A 15,200-nucleotide genomic window follows, 5' to 3' on the forward strand; every position below is an offset into this window, starting at 1 on the left:
TTATTCGTAGTTTTGCTAAAAAGCGGAAAATTCATGCTTGATGATCTGGATCGCCGTATTTTGCGCTATTGGCAGGCGGAGCCGAGTCTCAGTCCCGGGGAACTGGCGGAGAGGTGCAATATCACCAGCGGCAAAGCGGCACGGCGGATTGCGCGGCTGGAAGATCAGGGGATCGTGCAAGGCAGCGGGGTGGTGATTGATTGGGCCGCACTTGGTTATGCGTTGGAGGTGTCCTTGCGGGTGACACTGGACAAGACGCAGGCCAATGCCTTCGACATCTTTATGGCCGCGGCGCGGCAGGTGCCTGAGGTGATCGAATTGCAGACCTTTCTGGGGCGTGTCGATCTGCGGCTGTCGATCATCGCGCGGGATATGGGGCATTATCAGCAGATTTACCGCAGCCGCATTCTGACCCTGCCACATATCGCCGAGATTGAGGCGCTGATGCATGTGGCGCGGATCAAGACGCAGGAGGGACTGCCGTTGTGATTGAGCTTGATGAGATTGACCGCGCCTTGCTGCGCGCTTTGGCGCGGGATGCCACACAGAGTGCGAGCGCTTTGGGGCGGCGGTTGGGTCTGTCGCAGCCTGCGACGTGGCGGCGGATCAGGCGGTTGGAAGAGGGCGGCGCGATTTCGGGTCGGCGCTTGCGGCTGAATGCCGAGGCGTTGGGTTTTGGCGTGACCGTCTTTCTGGGCATCAAACTGGCCACGCGGGGGCGGGTGAGTTTGGAGGACTTTGAGCGGGCGGTGAGTGCTATTCCTGAGGTGCAGACGGTGGAGCATGTTTTGGGACTTTTCGACTACCGTCTGCGGGTTGTCGCGCGGGATCTGCCTGACTTCGAGCGTGTGCTGAGGCGGCGGATCATGACTCTGCCCGGCGCGGGGGAGGTGGAGGCCAATGTGCTTTTGAGCGAGGAGCGTTTGCCAGGGCCGCTTTAGCCGTGAATTGCCTTTTGTGGCGGCGGGACATATGCCTTTGATCGAAAGATGGAGGAAGAACGATGGCATTGCTCGACACGGTAGACCCCACGGGGCTTGATGAATTCAGCGTGGTCTTTACCGACCGTTCGCTCAACCACATGTCAGCGGAATTTCAGCAGGTCATGCGCGACCTCTCGGGCTGGCTGGGCGAGGTGTACAACGCCGATGCCGTGGCGCTGGTGCCCGGCGGCGGTACCTATGCGATGGAGGCCGTGGCGCGGCAATTTGCGCGTGGGCAGGACGTGTTGGTGGTGCGCAACGGGTGGTTTTCCTACCGTTGGAACCAGATCATTGAAAGCGCCGAACTGACCAAGAGTGCCGAGGTGATGAAGGCCCGGATGCAGGGCAACGCCAGCCCCGCGCCCTTTGCGCCCGCGCCGATTGAAGAGGTCACCGCGGCTATTCGCGCGCAGAAACCGCAGGTCGTGTTTGCGCCACATGTTGAGACCAGTTCGGGCATGATCCTGCCGGATGACTACATCAAAGAAATGGCCGCGGCGGCGCATGAGGTGGGTGCGCTGATGGTGCTTGACTGCATCGCCTCGGGCTGTGTCTGGGTGGATATGAAGGCGCTTGGTGTCGATGTGCTGATCTCGGCCCCGCAGAAAGGGTGGAGCGCGTCGCCTTCCGCTGGGTTGGTGATGATGTCGGCGCGGGCAGAGGCGCGGTTGAACGAGACGACGTCGGATAGTTTCGCCATCGACCTGCGCAAGTGGCGCGACATCATGAAAGCCTATGAGGCGGGGGGGCATGCCTATCACGCGACCATGCCGACGGATGCGCTGCGGCTGTTCCGCGATACGGTGAAAGAGACCCGCGATTATGGGTTTGACCGGTTGAAAGAGGCGCAGTGGCGCTTGGGTGAAGCGGTGCGGCAGGCATTGGCCGCGCGGGGGGTGACTTCGGTTGCGGCTGACGGGTTTGCCGCGCCGGGCGTGGTGGTCGGCTACACCGCCGATCCGGATGTGCAAAACGGCAAGGCTTTCGCCGCCAAGGGCATGCAGATTGCTGCCGGGGTGCCGTTGCAGGTGGGAGAGCCGGATGATTTCCGCACCTTCCGTCTGGGGCTGTTCGGGCTGGATAAGCTTTATGACGTTGACGCGACCGTGGCGCGGCTGACGGCTGTGCTAGACGAAGTTTTGTAAGATCGCCTGCGCCGCGCGTTAGCGGCGCAGGCCCAGCCCCATTTGCATCAGCATCTTGCGCACTTGGGGCAGGGCATAAAGCGCATTGAGCGCCGCCGCCCGCGCGTCGCGGGCCAGTGGGCTGCTGGCTTGGCTGGCCCGGTTGAGCAGGTCAATGCCCCGCACGCGGAGGCTGATGTCAGCGTGGCGGGCCTTGTGGTAGGCCTCTAGCATGTCGGCATCGCCAAGCTTTTCAGGCGATTTGCGGGCAAGATCCAACAACGTCGTCAGATCAGTTAGCGACATGTTCAACCCCTGCGCGCCGATGGGGGGCAGCACATGGGCCGCCTCAGCCACAAGTGCCAGACGTTCGCCGGAGAGGCGCTTGGCCTCTTGGCTGATGATCGGCCAGAGCGCGCGGGGGCTGGCGAGGGTGAGCGGCCCGAAAAGATTGGCCGAGCGTGCCGTTGCCTCGGCCTCAAATGCGGCGGTATCCAGCGTTGCGCGGGCTTGGGTCGCGGGGCCGTCGTCCATCCAGACCACGGCAGAGCAGGGCATGCCATCGCGGTCGGGCAGGGGGACGAGGGTGAAGGGGCCGCCGGAGCGGTGCACTTCGGTCGAAACGTTCTCATGCGGGATGGGGTGTGTCACGCAAAAGGCCAGCGCCTTTTGGCCGTAGCGGCGAGTGGTGACCTCGATCCCGGCGGCATCGCGCATTGGGCTGTTGCGCCCATCGGCGGCGATCACCAGTCGCGTTTTGATGCGGCTGCCGTCGCTGAGACCGACACGGGCCTCGGAGCTGCGGGTGAAGAGCGTCGTTGTGCCGGTACCGGGGCGGAAATCGACGTTGGGCAGCTCGTTTAGGCGGGTGAGCAGCTCACGGCGCAGCAGCCAGTTGGGGAAGTTCCAGCCGAAGGGGGCATCAGAGATATCGGCGGCATCGAACTCGCGGGTGACGCGGGGGCTGGGGTCTTCGCCGCCCGCATCGACGATCCGCATGATCTGCAGAGGGGCGGCATGGGGGGCGAGGCGATCCCAGAGGCCGGCGTCTTCCAGCAGCAAACGCGCCGGTTGCAGCAGCGCGGTGGAGCGCATGTCGGCGCCCTCGGTCGCGCCGTCGGTAACGGGCGGTGTGGGATCGACGCAGATCACATCGAAACTTGCCGCACCAAAAGCGGCCGCGGCAGTCAATCCGGCGATGCCGCCACCGGAAATTAGGATATCGCAATCAAAGGTCATCAGCCCGCCACCCGTGTCAGGAATTCGCAAAGGTCTTGCGTATGGTAGTGGATGTGATCGCCTTCGCCACGTGTGGGCGCCACATGCACCGTGCGCATCCCCAACGCATGTGGGGCCGCAAGGTTGCGCGGGTCATCCTCAAACATTGCGGCGGCAGCGGTTTGGAAGCCGTCGATGGCAAAGACTTTATCATAGGCCGCGGCTTCGGGTTTGGGCAGGAAATCAGCGTGTTCGACGCCGTAGACCGCATCGAATAGACCGGTGAGCCCGCGCGCCTCCAGCACCCGCTCGGCGTAGGGAGCGCAGCCATTGGTGTAGACGATGCGCCGCCCCGGCAGAACGCGGATCGCTTGGGCCAGCAGCGGGTCGGGGGTCAGCCGGTCCATCGGGATGTCATGCACATCCGTCAGGTAGGGGCCGGGATCGACGCCGTGTTCGCGCATCAGCCCCGCCAGCGTGGTGCCATAGGTCTGCCAATAGTGCTGGCGCAGGTGGTTGGCCTCGGCCCGATTCACCTTGATGGCGCGCATCACCCAATCGACCATACGCGCTTCGATTAGATCAAAAAGCCGCGCCTCGGGGGGGTATAGCGTCTGATCAAGGTCGAAGACCCAAGTGGTGACATGAGAGAAATCATCGCGCGGCATGGCGCAGAGGTAGGCCGAGACGGGCAGCCGCGCAAGCCCTCCCGGGTTGCGCATATGGTCGCGGTGGGTAAGGTGGCGCAACTTTCAAGGACTTGTACCCAATGCCCGACGCCAAAACCGGCCCGACCGACGCCTATTCGATGATACTAGAGGCCATCGACATCGGCACCTATCGCCCCGGTGACCGGTTGGTTGAGAGTGAGCTGGCCGACCGGTTTGGCGTATCGCGCACGCCCATTCGGGAGGCATTGCAACGACTTGAGACGCAATCGCTGCTGGTGCGTGATGGGCGCAGCTTGATCGTTGCCTCGCTGGATCACAACCAAATGGCCGAGCTTTACGTCGTGCGCGGCGAATTGGAAGGGCTGGCGGCACGGTTGGCCGCACGCCATGCCACAGCCGAGGAGGTGCGCGTGTTGCGCGAGATGGTGGACGCCGACAACACGCTCGCGGGCAACCCCAATGCGTTGGCGCGGGCAAATAAGCGGTTTCATAAGCAAATTCATCTCGCCTCCCATAACCGCTATCTGGTGCAGCAGCTTGATCTTGTGCATCGCTCGATGGCGCTTATGGCGACATCTTCGCTGGCGGTAGAAGGCCGGGGCGAGATTGCCCAAGTGGAGCATGACCGTATCGTGCAGATGATCGAGGCGCGCGACGAAGATGGGGCAGATGAAGCATTGCGCACCCATATTTCCGTTGCTTTCATGACCCGATTGAAGCAGGAAGCGGCCCGGCGCGAGGATGAGTTTTAGGCTTGCGTTGCTCGCCCAGGGGAAGGGCATGGCCATGGGCGGTTTTGTCCCAATAATGCGGGCTGCGGTTCAGTTCATAAAGCGCCTTGGCCGCGGCGATCGCCCCTAATGTGAAATAGAGCGGCAGGGTGATGACCCATGGCAGCAGATGCCGGTAGCCGTTTTTTGATACTGCAATTGCCGAAGCGCAAAGGTTCAGCATTTCCGACAGGATAAAAAGCGTGAAGATCGCGGTCATGAGTGGCGGAGACAGAAAGTCTGTGACCGGATGATATAGCCCAAAATAACTAAGCCAGAGCGACCAAAGAAGTGGGGCGAGAACGAATTGCGAAAACGTGGCAAGGAAAGTCGCCTGCACGCCTAAGAACCTTATCAGCCCAAGGTCGTTCAGCAAGGTCCGTGGCCTGCGCATATGGACACACCATGTAAGCAGATACCCTTTAAGCCAGCGCGAGCGTTGTCGCACCCATGGCCAAGGACGGCAGTTCGCCTCTTCAAAGGTGACGGTGGGCAAAAGTTCGGTGGCGTAGCCATGCCGCGCCAGCCGCAGGCCCAAATCAGCATCCTCAGTCACGTTATGTGCGTCCCACGCGCCAAGACGTTCGAGGATATCACGGCGGAAAAACAGGGTCGTTCCACCCAAAGGGACAACCAACCCCAGCCGGGCGATGCCGGGCAGGATCACGCGCCACCATGTGGCGTATTCGATGGTAAAACAACGTGCCATCCAGTTGCTGCGACTGTTGTAGAAATCCAAAACCCCTTGTAAACAAGCGATATTTTTCGGTGCATTTTGAAAGCGGGTGACGACTTGTTCGATCTGGTCTGGCTCTGGCGCGTCTTCGGCATCCCAGACCCCGATGATACTGCCCCGGCAAAAATCTAGCGCATAATTCAGCGCGCGGGGCTTGGTCTTTAACACCCCGGTATCGGGCACTTCGATCACGGTGATCCACGGGGGAAGAGAGGTGCGTTCAATCGTATTTCGGGTGATCTTGTCGCTCGCCTCAAGAACCAAAACCACTTCTAAAAGAGACTTTGGATAGGTAAGTCGGGAAAGCCGCGCGATAAGCGCCTGCGCGATCTCTTTCTCGCGCAGAAGCGGCACTAAGACAGAGACGCGTGGCAGACGAAATCCCTTTAGGTCTCGGAGGTTGGGCTGGGCAGGGGGCGGGCGCGGGTGATTTAGCGCCCCCCACAGTGCCGCTGCTTTTAATGCGCTGGTCATCAACAGTGTGATCGCCCCCCAGAGAAGCGCCATTGCCAAGACCGCTGAGGGAAAGAGCAAAAGCAAGGCGGCCGCGGTCAGCCACAGGGCTGCCGTTGCAGATTGCCGGATCCTGCCGTGTGTGCCCCAGTCTCGACAGCTTTCTAAGGCAGGCACGCGCGTCGCAGCTTGATGCGCCAGTTCCGCCGCGTAGAGCTTGCCGATTTGGGCCTGTACATGCTGCGGATCGGCAACGACCAGCATCAGGTTTTCGCCCCTTTCGCCCAAAGCATTGCAAAGCTGCGCAAAATCGCCCGGTCGTCCGGTCGCCACCAAAAGCCGGTCGCCCAGTTCCAGCCAAGGAACCGCGCCAAATTTCAGGCAAAGCGTGACGGGTATCTGCTTAGAGAGGCGCGGGTCAGAGGGGCTGCGAATCAGGTCGACAGGCTGCGCCCCATACTGTCGGGCGAGGGCCTTGACGATATCTTCGGGGGAAACCAACCCTTCGGCGGCCAGAACCTCGCCCAAAGGCGCATCAATCCGGCGTTGCAGCGCAAGCCCATGTAGCAGATCATCAGGCCCAATGGCGCCTGCCGCGATTAGGTATTGGCCCAACCGCATCCGTTGGGCGGGTGCGGTGGCCACACGCGGTGCCGAAAGTTTTAGGCGAAGGTTGCTCATTCCGTGCCCCGAAGAGGTTCGAAATGAGACTGGCAGGCGACCGTTAAGCGAGAGTTAACAGTCGCCTACGCAATCAATACATGTGCCGAAATTTAGGCGTTGCGCGCGGCCATGGCTTCGCTGAAACGCTCAAACAGGTAATAGCTGTCTTGCGGGCCGGGGCTGGCTTCGGGGTGGTGCTGCACCGACCAAACCGGACGTCCATCAAGGCGAATGCCACAGTTGGACCCGTCAAACAGGGACACATGCGTCTCACGCACACCCTCTGGCAGGGATTGACCGTCAACCGCAAAGCCGTGATTCATCGAGGTAATCTCAACCTTGCCGGTATCGTTGTCCTTGACCGGGTGGTTCGCGCCGTGGTGACCGTGGCTCATTTTGACGGTCTTGGCGCCGAGCGCCAGCGCCAGCATCTGATGGCCAAGGCAAATGCCAAAGACCGGCAGATCGGTCTTGTTCAGAACGTCCTTGATCATCGGCACCGCATAGACACCGGTGGCCGCCGGATCGCCGGGGCCATTGGTCAAAAAGACACCATCGGGCTTGTGGGCCATGATATCGTCATAGGTCGCGGTTGCAGGCAGCACGGTCACGTCACAGTCAGCCGAGGCAAGACAGCGCAAGATATTGCGTTTCGCGCCGTAATCTACGGCCACCACTTTGTGCTTCGCTTCGGACTGGGGCGCGTAGCCATCGGGCCATGCCCAACGCATCTCGTTCCAGCGGTAAGTCTGGGCACAGGTAACATCTTTGGCCAGATCCATCCCTTCGAGCCCGGCAAATTCGCGGGCGGCGGCAACCAGTGCTTCGATATCGAAATTGCCATCGGGATCATGCGCAAGGGCGGCATGGGGCGCGCCCTGCTGACGGATCGCACGGGTCAGGCGGCGGGTGTCGATACCGCCGATGGCGATACGGCCACGCGCGGCCAGCCAATCTGACAGCGGCTGAATGTTGCGCCAACTGCTGGGCGTGGTGGGCATCCATTTGACGACCATACCAGCCGCGACCGGATCGCCGGTTTCGTCATCTTCGGGGTTGGTGCCGACGTTGCCGATATGCGGGAAAGTGAAGGTCACGATCTGGCCCGCATATGAGGGGTCGGTCATGATCTCTTGGTAGCCGGTCATTGCGGTGTTGAAGCACAACTCCGCCACGGTTTGGCCAGTGGCGCCAAATCCCATGCCGTAGAAAATCGATCCATCCGCAAGAGCAAGGCAGGCGGTTGGGCGGGGGCGAGCAGGCGCGGACATGGGGCAGTCTCCGGGCTGAAAGGGTGCGGGTAAACGGGTGGCAACCTAGTCCCGCGCGGGCGCGGGGTCAATAGGGTAAGAGAAATGAGATATCGTTGAAAAACAGGTAGTTACCAATCGTCACCCCCCATTGCTCCGCCCGAACAGAGCAGGTAAGCTGCGACCCTTGGATTAAGCGAAACACAGGAAACCACCATGTCATTGCGGATGCGCATCTCGGATGCTTTGAAACAGGCCATGAAAGACAAGGCGGCGGACAGGCTTTCGACGCTGCGGCTTATCAATGCTGCGATCAAGGACAAAGATATCGCCGCCCGGGCCACGGGTAAGGACGACGGGGTGTCGGATGCCGAAGTGCTGGGTATCCTCAGCAAGATGGCGAAACAGCGTCAGGAATCGGCGCGCGCCTATGAAGAGGGCGGTCGTTTGGACCTTGCAGAGCGTGAGCGCGAAGAGGTCGAAGTGATCGAAGAGTTCCTGCCGCGTCAACTGACCGTGCCGGAAGCCGCCGCCGCCGTGGACGCCGCCATCAAAGAGATCGGCGCGACCTCGATCCGCGACATGGGCAAGGTCATGGGGCTTTTGAAAGAGCGCTATACGGGGCAGATGGATTTCGGTGCCGTTGGGCCGGTCATCAAGGAACGGCTGAGCTAAACTACTTATCTAGCTGTCACAATGAAGGGGCTGGGCCGTTGGGTCTGGCCCTTTTAGGTTTGCAGGTGGCGCGATAAGTCTTTGAATAGTGCGATCCGTTCTTCTTCGCTGAGGAATGCGCCGATCTCTACCTCGCGGCCTTCGCCGCGCAGGGTGACATAATGCGGCACCGGGCCGTCATCTTGGTATTTCTTCACGCGGGTCCAATAGCGGTTGCAGGTCCAATCCTTCACCTCGCCCTTGGCCGTTCTATGCACCAGCCGCGCGGTTGTGTCGTCGAGTGTCAGAACCTCTTCGATCTGGCGGGCGTGGTGGTTGTGCTGCAAAGCCCAGTAAAGCGCGCCCAAGGCGATCAACACAAAAGGCAGCAATCCCCACAGCAAGGCGGTGCCAAGCATGGCAAACAAAGGGATCATCGCGAGTGTAAACGTCGCCAGCATAAACGCAGCAAAGCCGCGTGCGGGCAGAGATTGATGCGGCCAGAGGCGCATCATTTGCGGGTCGGCGCGGGGCGGGGTTGTCCATTCGTAGGGCATGGCGTTGCTCAGGCTCACTTGGACATCAAGATAGCCAAGACTGGCGCGATGGCAATGCGGCGCGGGGACGCGGGCGCCTAATCGCCCAGCAGATCCCAGCGGTTGCCAAAGGGGTCGCGAAAGACGGCGACCTTGCCATAGGGTTCATGACGCGGCTCTTCCTCAAACGTCACGCCAGCCGCCGTTAATTGATCAAACGTAGCGGTGAAATCTTCGACCTTCAGAAATAACCAGACACGCCCTGCGCCTTGATTGCCGATCGCCGCTTCCTGCGTCTCGCCCTCGGCGCGGGCAAGGATAAACCCTGTCTGTGCGCCCGGTGGCGTGACGCGGACCCAACGTTTGCGGCCCTGATCTACGTCTTCGGTAAGGTCAAAACCCATAATGCCGCAGTAAAAGGCGATTGCCGGATCATAATCGGGCACGATGAGCGTAATTGCGGAAAGATACATGACAGCTCCTTTGGGCCGGGCGCGGCATACCGCGCCCGGTTCTTAATTACTCGAGTTCGACAAGCAGGTCTTTGGCGTCAATCTGCCCTCCGGCCTGCACATGCACCGCTTTGACCACAGCATCACGTTCCGCATGCAGGCCCGTTTCCATTTTCATCGCCTCAATGGTCAGCAAAAGATCACCAGCGTTGATTTTTTGCCCTTCTTTCACCCCGACAGAGGCCACAACACCGGGCATCGGCGCGCCGATGTGGTTGTCATTGCCTGCTTCGGCTTTGGGCCGCTGCACGGTGGCATCTTTTACCAACCGGTTCGCCACACGGATCACCCGTGGTTGGCCGTTGAGTTCAAAGAACACTTTTACCTCGCCATCTTCTCCGGCCTCGGATTCAGCCTGAAGACGGATTTCCAAGGTCTTGCCGGGGTCGATCTCAGCCGAGATTTCAGCACCCGGTTCCATGCCATAGAAGAACGTATGCGTGGGCAGTGTCCGGACCGGGCCATAGCTGCGGTGGCGGCCCATGTAGTCGAGGAAAACCTTGGGATACATGAGATAGCCGCAGAGGTCTTCATCGTCGATCTGCATCCCGTCAAGCTGGTCTGACAGTTCCTTGCGGATGGCCTCCAGATCAACGGGTTCAAGGTGTTTGCCGGGGCGCTCGGTGTTCGGAGCCTCGCCCTTGAGCACCTTTTTCACAATGCCCGCCGGGAAGCCATTCGGCGGCTGGCCCAGATTGCCGCGCATCATGTCGATCACGCTGTCGGGGAAGGAGACGTCGACATTCGGGTCTTCGACCTGCGCACGGGTGAGACCTTGGGACACCATCATCAAGGCCATGTCGCCCACGACCTTGGAGGAGGGCGTCACTTTGACGATATCGCCGAACATCTGGTTCACATCCGCATAGGTGCGTGCCACCTCGGGCCAGCGGTCTTCCAACCCCATGGAAGCGGCCTGCGCCTTGAGGTTGGTGAATTGGCCGCCGGGCATTTCGTGCAGGTAGACTTCCGACGAAGGGGCCTGCATTCCGGTCTCGAAGGCGGCGTAATGGCCGCGGACTTCTTCCCAATAATCCGAGATTTCGCGCACGGCTTTCATGTCGATCCCGGTGTCGCGGTCGGTGTGTTGCAGGGCCGAAACCACGGTGCCCAGCGTCGCCTGCGAAGTGTTGCCCGAAAGCGCGTCCATGGCGCAATCGACAGCATCAACGCCCGCTTCGGAGGCCGCGAGGATTGTCGCGGTGGCACTGCCTGCGGTGTCATGGGTGTGGAAGTGGATCGGCAGGCCGACTTCGGATTTCAGCGCCTTGACCAGCACGCGGGCCTGAGCGGGTTTCAGCAGCCCGGCCATGTCTTTCAGGCCCAGCACATGGGCGCCAGCGGCTTTCAAATCCTTGCCCATCGTGACGTAATACTGAAGGTCGTATTTCGCCCGGTCAGGGTCGAAAATATCACCAGTGTAGCAGATCGTGCCTTCGCAAACCTTGCCCGCCTCGACCACGGCATCCATCGCAACGCGCATGTTTTCGACCCAGTTCAGGCTGTCAAAGACGCGGAAGACATCAACGCCGGTATTGGCGGCGGTAGAAACGAATTTCTGCACCACGTTGTCGGGGTAGTTGGTGTAGCCCACCCCGTTAGAGGCACGCAGCAGCATCTGGGTCATCACATTTGGCATTGCCGCGCGCAGATCGCGGAGGCGTTGCCATGGGCATTCCTGCAAAAAGCGGTAAGCGACATCAAAGGTCGCCCCGCCCCAACACTCGACCGAAAAAAGCTGCGGCAGATTGGCGGCATAGGCGGGGGCCACGCGGATCATGTCGCGGCTGCGCATACGGGTGGCAAGCAGGGATTGATGCGCGTCGCGCATGGTGGTGTCGGTGATCAGCAGTTGGCGCTGCTGGCTCATCCAATCGGCCACAGCTTGTGGGCCTTTTTGCTCCAACAGGTTACGTGTGCCCATCTGCGGCTCGCCGCGCAGCACGGGCGGCTTGGGGTCGCGGACATGGGCGGCGGGCAGGGCGTGCCCTTTGGTTTCTGGGTGCCCGTTCACCGTGATGTCGGCGATATAGGTCAGTACCTTGGTGGCGCGGTCGCGGCGCTGTTTGAAATCGAAAAGCTCGGGCGTCTCGTCGATGAATTTGGTGGTGTATTCGTTGTTCAGAAACGTCGGGTGTTTCAGCAGGTTCTCGACAAAGGCGATGTTGGTGCTGACCCCGCGCACCCGGAACTCGCGCAGGGCGCGGTCCATCCGGGCGATGGCCATTTCGGGCGTCGGCGCTTTGGCGGTCACCTTGGTCAGCAAGCTGTCGTAATAGCGCGTGATGACGCCGCCCGCATAGGCGGTGCCGCCATCGAGGCGAATGCCCATGCCAGTGGCCGAACGATAAGCGGTGATGCGGCCATAGTCGGGGATGAAATTGTTCTGAGGGTCTTCGGTGGTGACGCGGGTTTGCAGCGCGTGGCCGGTGAGGGTGATGTCCTCTTGGCGGGCCTTGCCGGTGGCCTCGGCCAGCGGTTTGCCCTCGGCGATGAGGATCTGGGCGCGAACGATGTCGATGCCGGTAACCTCTTCGGTAACGGTATGTTCGACCTGCACGCGGGGGTTCACTTCGATGAAGTAGAATTTGCCGTCGTCCATATCCATCAGGAATTCGACGGTGCCGGCACATTCATAGTTCACATGGGCGCAGATCTTGCGGCCCAATTCGCAGATCTCGGCGCGTTGTTCCTCGCTCAGGTAAGGCGCGGGCGCGCGTTCGACGACCTTTTGATTGCGGCGCTGGACAGAGCAATCGCGCTCATAAAGGTGATAGATTTCACCCTGTTTGTCACCCAAGATCTGCACTTCGACATGGCGGGCGCGGAGGATCATTTTCTCCAGATAGCCTTCGCCATTGCCAAAGGCCGCTTCGGCTTCACGTCGGCCCTCGCGGACTTTCTCTTCGAGTTCTTTCTCGGACATGATCGGGCGCATGCCGCGACCGCCGCCGCCCCATGAAGCTTTGAGCATCAGGGGATAGCCGACTTCGGCGGCTTCGGCGCGGATCGCGTCCATGTCTTCGCCCAGCACTTCGGTCGCCGGGATTACCGGAACGCCTGCCTCCATCGCAACGCGGCGGGCCGAGGCTTTGTCGCCAAGTGCGCGCATGGTTTCGGCGCGCGGGCCGATGAAGGTAATGCCATTGTTCACGCAAGCATCGACGAATTCGGGGTTTTCCGACAGAAGGCCATAGCCCGGATGGATCGCATCAGCGCCGGAGGCTTTGGCGACGCGGATCATTTCATCAATGCTGAGATATGCCGCGACGGGGCCTAAACCCTCGCCGATGCGATAGGCCTCATCCGCCTTGAACCGGTGCAGGCCAAGCTTGTCTTCCTCGGCATAGACCGCGACCGTTTTCTTGCCCATCTCATTAGCGGCGCGCATGATGCGGATCGCAATCTCACCGCGGTTGGCGATCAGGATCTTTTTGAAATCGGTCACTGGTTAGTCTCCCCTGCTGGATTTGGAGGCAGCTTAGGGATGCTGCGGTGCAGCGCAAGAGGGCTGTGACAGTCTTTGTCACATTTCTGTAAGCAAACCGATTAAAGCGGCGATAAGTCGAAGGGCTGCGGCAGGTCGCGCAAGTTCCGGGCTCCAAGTTGCCCCATATTAGCGATCAGGTCGCGTGAGAGCAGGTCGATCAGGTGATCAACACCGCGTGGCCCGAGGGCGGCGAGCGCGAAATGGAACGCCCGGCCCAGCATCACAAAATCCGCACCAAGCGCAAAGGCGCGCAAAATGTCGAGCCCTGATTCCACACCGCTGTCAAAGATCACCGGCAGTTTCGTGGCCGCGCGGATGGCAGGTAGGACTTCGGCACTGGCGGGGGCGGCATCGAACTGACGGCCTGAATGGTTGGATACCCAGATCGCATCGGCCCCGGCTTTTTCCAAAGCTGTCGCATCTTCGGGGCGCAGAACGCCTTTAATAACTAAAGGGCCGTCCCAGTGATCGCGCAGCCAATGCAGGTACTCCCAATCCGGCGCGGTGCGCAGCAGATAACCTACATGAGCGGTCGGTGGCAGGTTCGCGGTGGCGGTGCCTTGGGTATATTTATCGAGCATTTTCATGTGCGGCAGGCCACGGCGGGCCATGCCCATTGCCCATGCGGGCCGCATCGCCACCTGTGCCATCAGCCGCGGGGTAAGCTTTGGTGGGCTGGTCAGACCAGAGCGGGTTTGCCGTTCGCGGCGCGAGGCGACAGGCACATCAACGGTGAGAACCAGCGTTGTAAAACCTGCGGCCTTGGCGCGGGCCAGCATATCGGTGCGAATCTCAGGGTCGCGCGGTGGGTAGAGTTGGAACCAGCCATGATCACCCAAATGGGGTGCGACGTCTTCCGGGCTGGTCGCCGCCACGGTGGAGAGGCCAAAGGGGATGCCGGCCCGGTCCGCCGCACGGGCAAGGTGGGCTTCGGCATCCGGCCAAATCAGGCCCGACATACCCAAAGGGGACATGCCAAAGGGTAGCGGGAGTTTCTGCCCCAGAAGGTCAACGTTCAGGTCGGGGGTAAATTCACCATGCAGCACCGAAGGCATAAGCCCGACGCGATCCAATGCGGCGCGATTGCGGTGTTTGGTCGCCTCAGTTCCGGTCGCGGAATCAAGATATTCCCAAACAAATTTGGGCAGGCGCGACTGGGCGCGACGGCGGAGGTCTGAAAGGGCGGGGTAGGTTGCATGTAAGTCCATGGCGGCATTTGCGCCAACGGGCTACGGATTGTCCAGATGAAGAAAATGCGTCGATCCTGTTCACCTGCCAGGCTGCTGCCTAGGAGGTTAAGGGGCCGGAAATGACGCCTCTATCGAACGCTCACGACGCCGCTTGGCGGCTGTCAAAAGACCGACCGGGCAAGCGGCGAGGCCGCGCTTGTTTTGCTGGCTGGCGGCGTTGGCAGGTTATCGGCCATATCCACAAGAGCTGCGATGGCGGCTTCGATCTCGTCGCCTTCTTGGGTATCTGCACTGTCCACGTCGATCAGGTGCACCGTCGGATTGGCATCTGCCTCCAAACGTTCCTGCGCGATCGAGCGTAGCTCTTGCATGGTGCTGTCGATGGCGCGGCAAAGCCCCGCAAGCATCCCAGCAGACCCCGTAAGTTTCGCAGGATCAATCAGTCCTTTCTCAGCGGCGTCTAGTACCGTGGAGATTTGTTCAAGTTTAAAGGAAGATGTCGCCGCGAAATAGCGCACATCCTCAAAGGCGAGGGTGTCGCGGTTGTCACGCTGCACCCGCTCTACAACGATTGCACTGCCCACCACCCGGTCTATGCCACGGTCCGACTGCACATAATGCAACGTGGTATCCCAGATCAGCGGGCCACGGGGCATATGTAACATTTCACGATAGCGAATTTGGCCCGCCTTAGAGACACAGCGCGCATAGCGTTCGTTGACCGCTTCAGCCTCATCTTCAGGCATTATGGCGTGAAGGGGGCGTTTGATCACCTCTGCCATCACCATCCCGCTATTGGCTTCGTGGGCCCTATTAAGTGCAAGAAGTTCGAAATGCCCATTATCGTTGTTCAACTCAGCAATGAACATTGGCAGTTTGAACCGGTCAATCTCTCGGCGCAGGACCGAAGTATCTTCGTTTCTAAACATGAGCGGTTCCTCTCCTTTGTC

14 protein-coding genes are annotated in these 15,200 nt (G+C 60.6%); 5 read left to right on the forward strand and 9 right to left on the reverse strand.

The window, feature by feature from the left end:
- The first annotated feature begins 33 nt into the window (after window positions 1-33).
- The 3 genes from DSM110093_RS05535 (at window position 34) to DSM110093_RS05545 (ending at window position 2,128) form a co-directional block, all read left to right on the forward strand.
- Window positions 34-489 carry an Lrp/AsnC family transcriptional regulator gene (locus DSM110093_RS05535; protein WP_243267057.1) on the forward strand — a complete coding sequence of 152 codons (456 nt, stop codon included), beginning with the start codon at window positions 34-36 and terminating at the stop codon, window positions 487-489.
- Entirely contained in the window at window positions 486-941 is a 456-nt protein-coding gene (locus tag DSM110093_RS05540) for an Lrp/AsnC family transcriptional regulator (protein ID WP_243267058.1), read from the forward strand. The genes DSM110093_RS05535 and DSM110093_RS05540 overlap by 4 nt, the downstream gene beginning before the upstream one ends.
- A gap of 62 nt (window positions 942-1,003) precedes the next feature.
- Window positions 1,004-2,128, forward strand: a complete 1,125-nt coding sequence (locus DSM110093_RS05545) for an aminotransferase class V-fold PLP-dependent enzyme (RefSeq protein ID WP_243267059.1) — start codon at window positions 1,004-1,006, stop codon at window positions 2,126-2,128.
- Between the two features lie 18 nt (window positions 2,129-2,146).
- Here DSM110093_RS05545 and DSM110093_RS05550 read toward each other — a convergent pair whose 3' ends face one another.
- Both DSM110093_RS05550 and DSM110093_RS05555 read right to left on the reverse strand, forming a co-directional pair.
- Window positions 2,147-3,346, reverse strand: coding sequence for a UbiH/UbiF family hydroxylase (locus DSM110093_RS05550; RefSeq protein ID WP_243267060.1), 1,200 nt, complete (start codon window positions 3,344-3,346; stop codon window positions 2,147-2,149).
- A complete protein-coding gene (locus DSM110093_RS05555) occupies window positions 3,346-3,993 on the reverse strand; it encodes a pyrimidine 5'-nucleotidase (RefSeq protein ID WP_243267677.1) in 648 nt (215 codons plus the stop codon). The genes DSM110093_RS05550 and DSM110093_RS05555 overlap by 1 nt, the downstream gene beginning before the upstream one ends.
- A gap of 101 nt (window positions 3,994-4,094) precedes the next feature.
- Between DSM110093_RS05555 and DSM110093_RS05560 the strand changes: the two genes are divergently transcribed.
- On the forward strand, window positions 4,095-4,748 hold the full coding sequence (locus DSM110093_RS05560) for a GntR family transcriptional regulator (protein WP_243267061.1): 654 nt from the start codon (window positions 4,095-4,097) through the stop codon (window positions 4,746-4,748).
- Here DSM110093_RS05560 and DSM110093_RS05565 read toward each other — a convergent pair.
- Both DSM110093_RS05565 and carA read right to left on the reverse strand, forming a co-directional pair.
- The gene (locus DSM110093_RS05565) at window positions 4,699-6,636 is read right to left on the reverse strand and encodes a glycosyltransferase (RefSeq protein WP_243267062.1); all 1,938 of its coding nucleotides are present in this window, start codon (window positions 6,634-6,636) and stop codon (window positions 4,699-4,701) included. The two genes, DSM110093_RS05560 and DSM110093_RS05565, sit on opposite strands and share 50 nt — an antisense overlap.
- Window positions 6,637-6,728: 92 nt before the next feature.
- Complete coding sequence (gene carA, locus DSM110093_RS05570) at window positions 6,729-7,889, reverse strand: glutamine-hydrolyzing carbamoyl-phosphate synthase small subunit (RefSeq protein ID WP_243267063.1); 1,161 nt, start codon at window positions 7,887-7,889, stop codon at window positions 6,729-6,731.
- A gap of 195 nt (window positions 7,890-8,084) precedes the next feature.
- On the opposite strand from carA, the gene DSM110093_RS05575 reads away from it, so the two are divergent.
- Window positions 8,085-8,543 (forward strand): GatB/YqeY domain-containing protein, encoded by a 459-nt coding sequence (locus tag DSM110093_RS05575; protein WP_243267064.1) that lies wholly within the window; start codon window positions 8,085-8,087, stop codon window positions 8,541-8,543.
- Between the two features lie 53 nt (window positions 8,544-8,596).
- Here DSM110093_RS05575 and DSM110093_RS05580 read toward each other — a convergent pair whose 3' ends face one another.
- The 5 genes from DSM110093_RS05580 to DSM110093_RS05600 all read right to left on the reverse strand — a co-directional run bounded on the left by DSM110093_RS05580 (window position 8,597) and on the right by DSM110093_RS05600 (window position 15,179).
- Entirely contained in the window at window positions 8,597-9,079 is a 483-nt protein-coding gene (locus DSM110093_RS05580) for a DUF2244 domain-containing protein (RefSeq protein WP_243267678.1), read from the reverse strand.
- A 77-nt stretch (window positions 9,080-9,156) separates the two neighbouring features.
- Entirely contained in the window at window positions 9,157-9,531 is a 375-nt protein-coding gene (locus tag DSM110093_RS05585) for a VOC family protein (protein WP_243267065.1), read from the reverse strand.
- Between the two features lie 46 nt (window positions 9,532-9,577).
- Window positions 9,578-13,018 (reverse strand): pyruvate carboxylase, encoded by a 3,441-nt coding sequence (locus tag DSM110093_RS05590; RefSeq protein WP_243267066.1) that lies wholly within the window; start codon window positions 13,016-13,018, stop codon window positions 9,578-9,580.
- 101 nt (window positions 13,019-13,119) lie between these two features.
- Entirely contained in the window at window positions 13,120-14,268 is a 1,149-nt protein-coding gene (locus DSM110093_RS05595) for an alpha-hydroxy acid oxidase (RefSeq protein ID WP_243267067.1), read from the reverse strand.
- A 143-nt stretch (window positions 14,269-14,411) separates the two neighbouring features.
- The gene (locus DSM110093_RS05600) at window positions 14,412-15,179 is read right to left on the reverse strand and encodes a hypothetical protein (protein WP_243267068.1); all 768 of its coding nucleotides are present in this window, start codon (window positions 15,177-15,179) and stop codon (window positions 14,412-14,414) included.
- Between the last annotated feature and the right edge of the window lie 21 nt (window positions 15,180-15,200).

It is taken from the genome of Sulfitobacter sp. DSM 110093 (assembly GCF_022788715.1).
GTDB lineage: Bacteria > Pseudomonadota > Alphaproteobacteria > Rhodobacterales > Rhodobacteraceae > Sulfitobacter.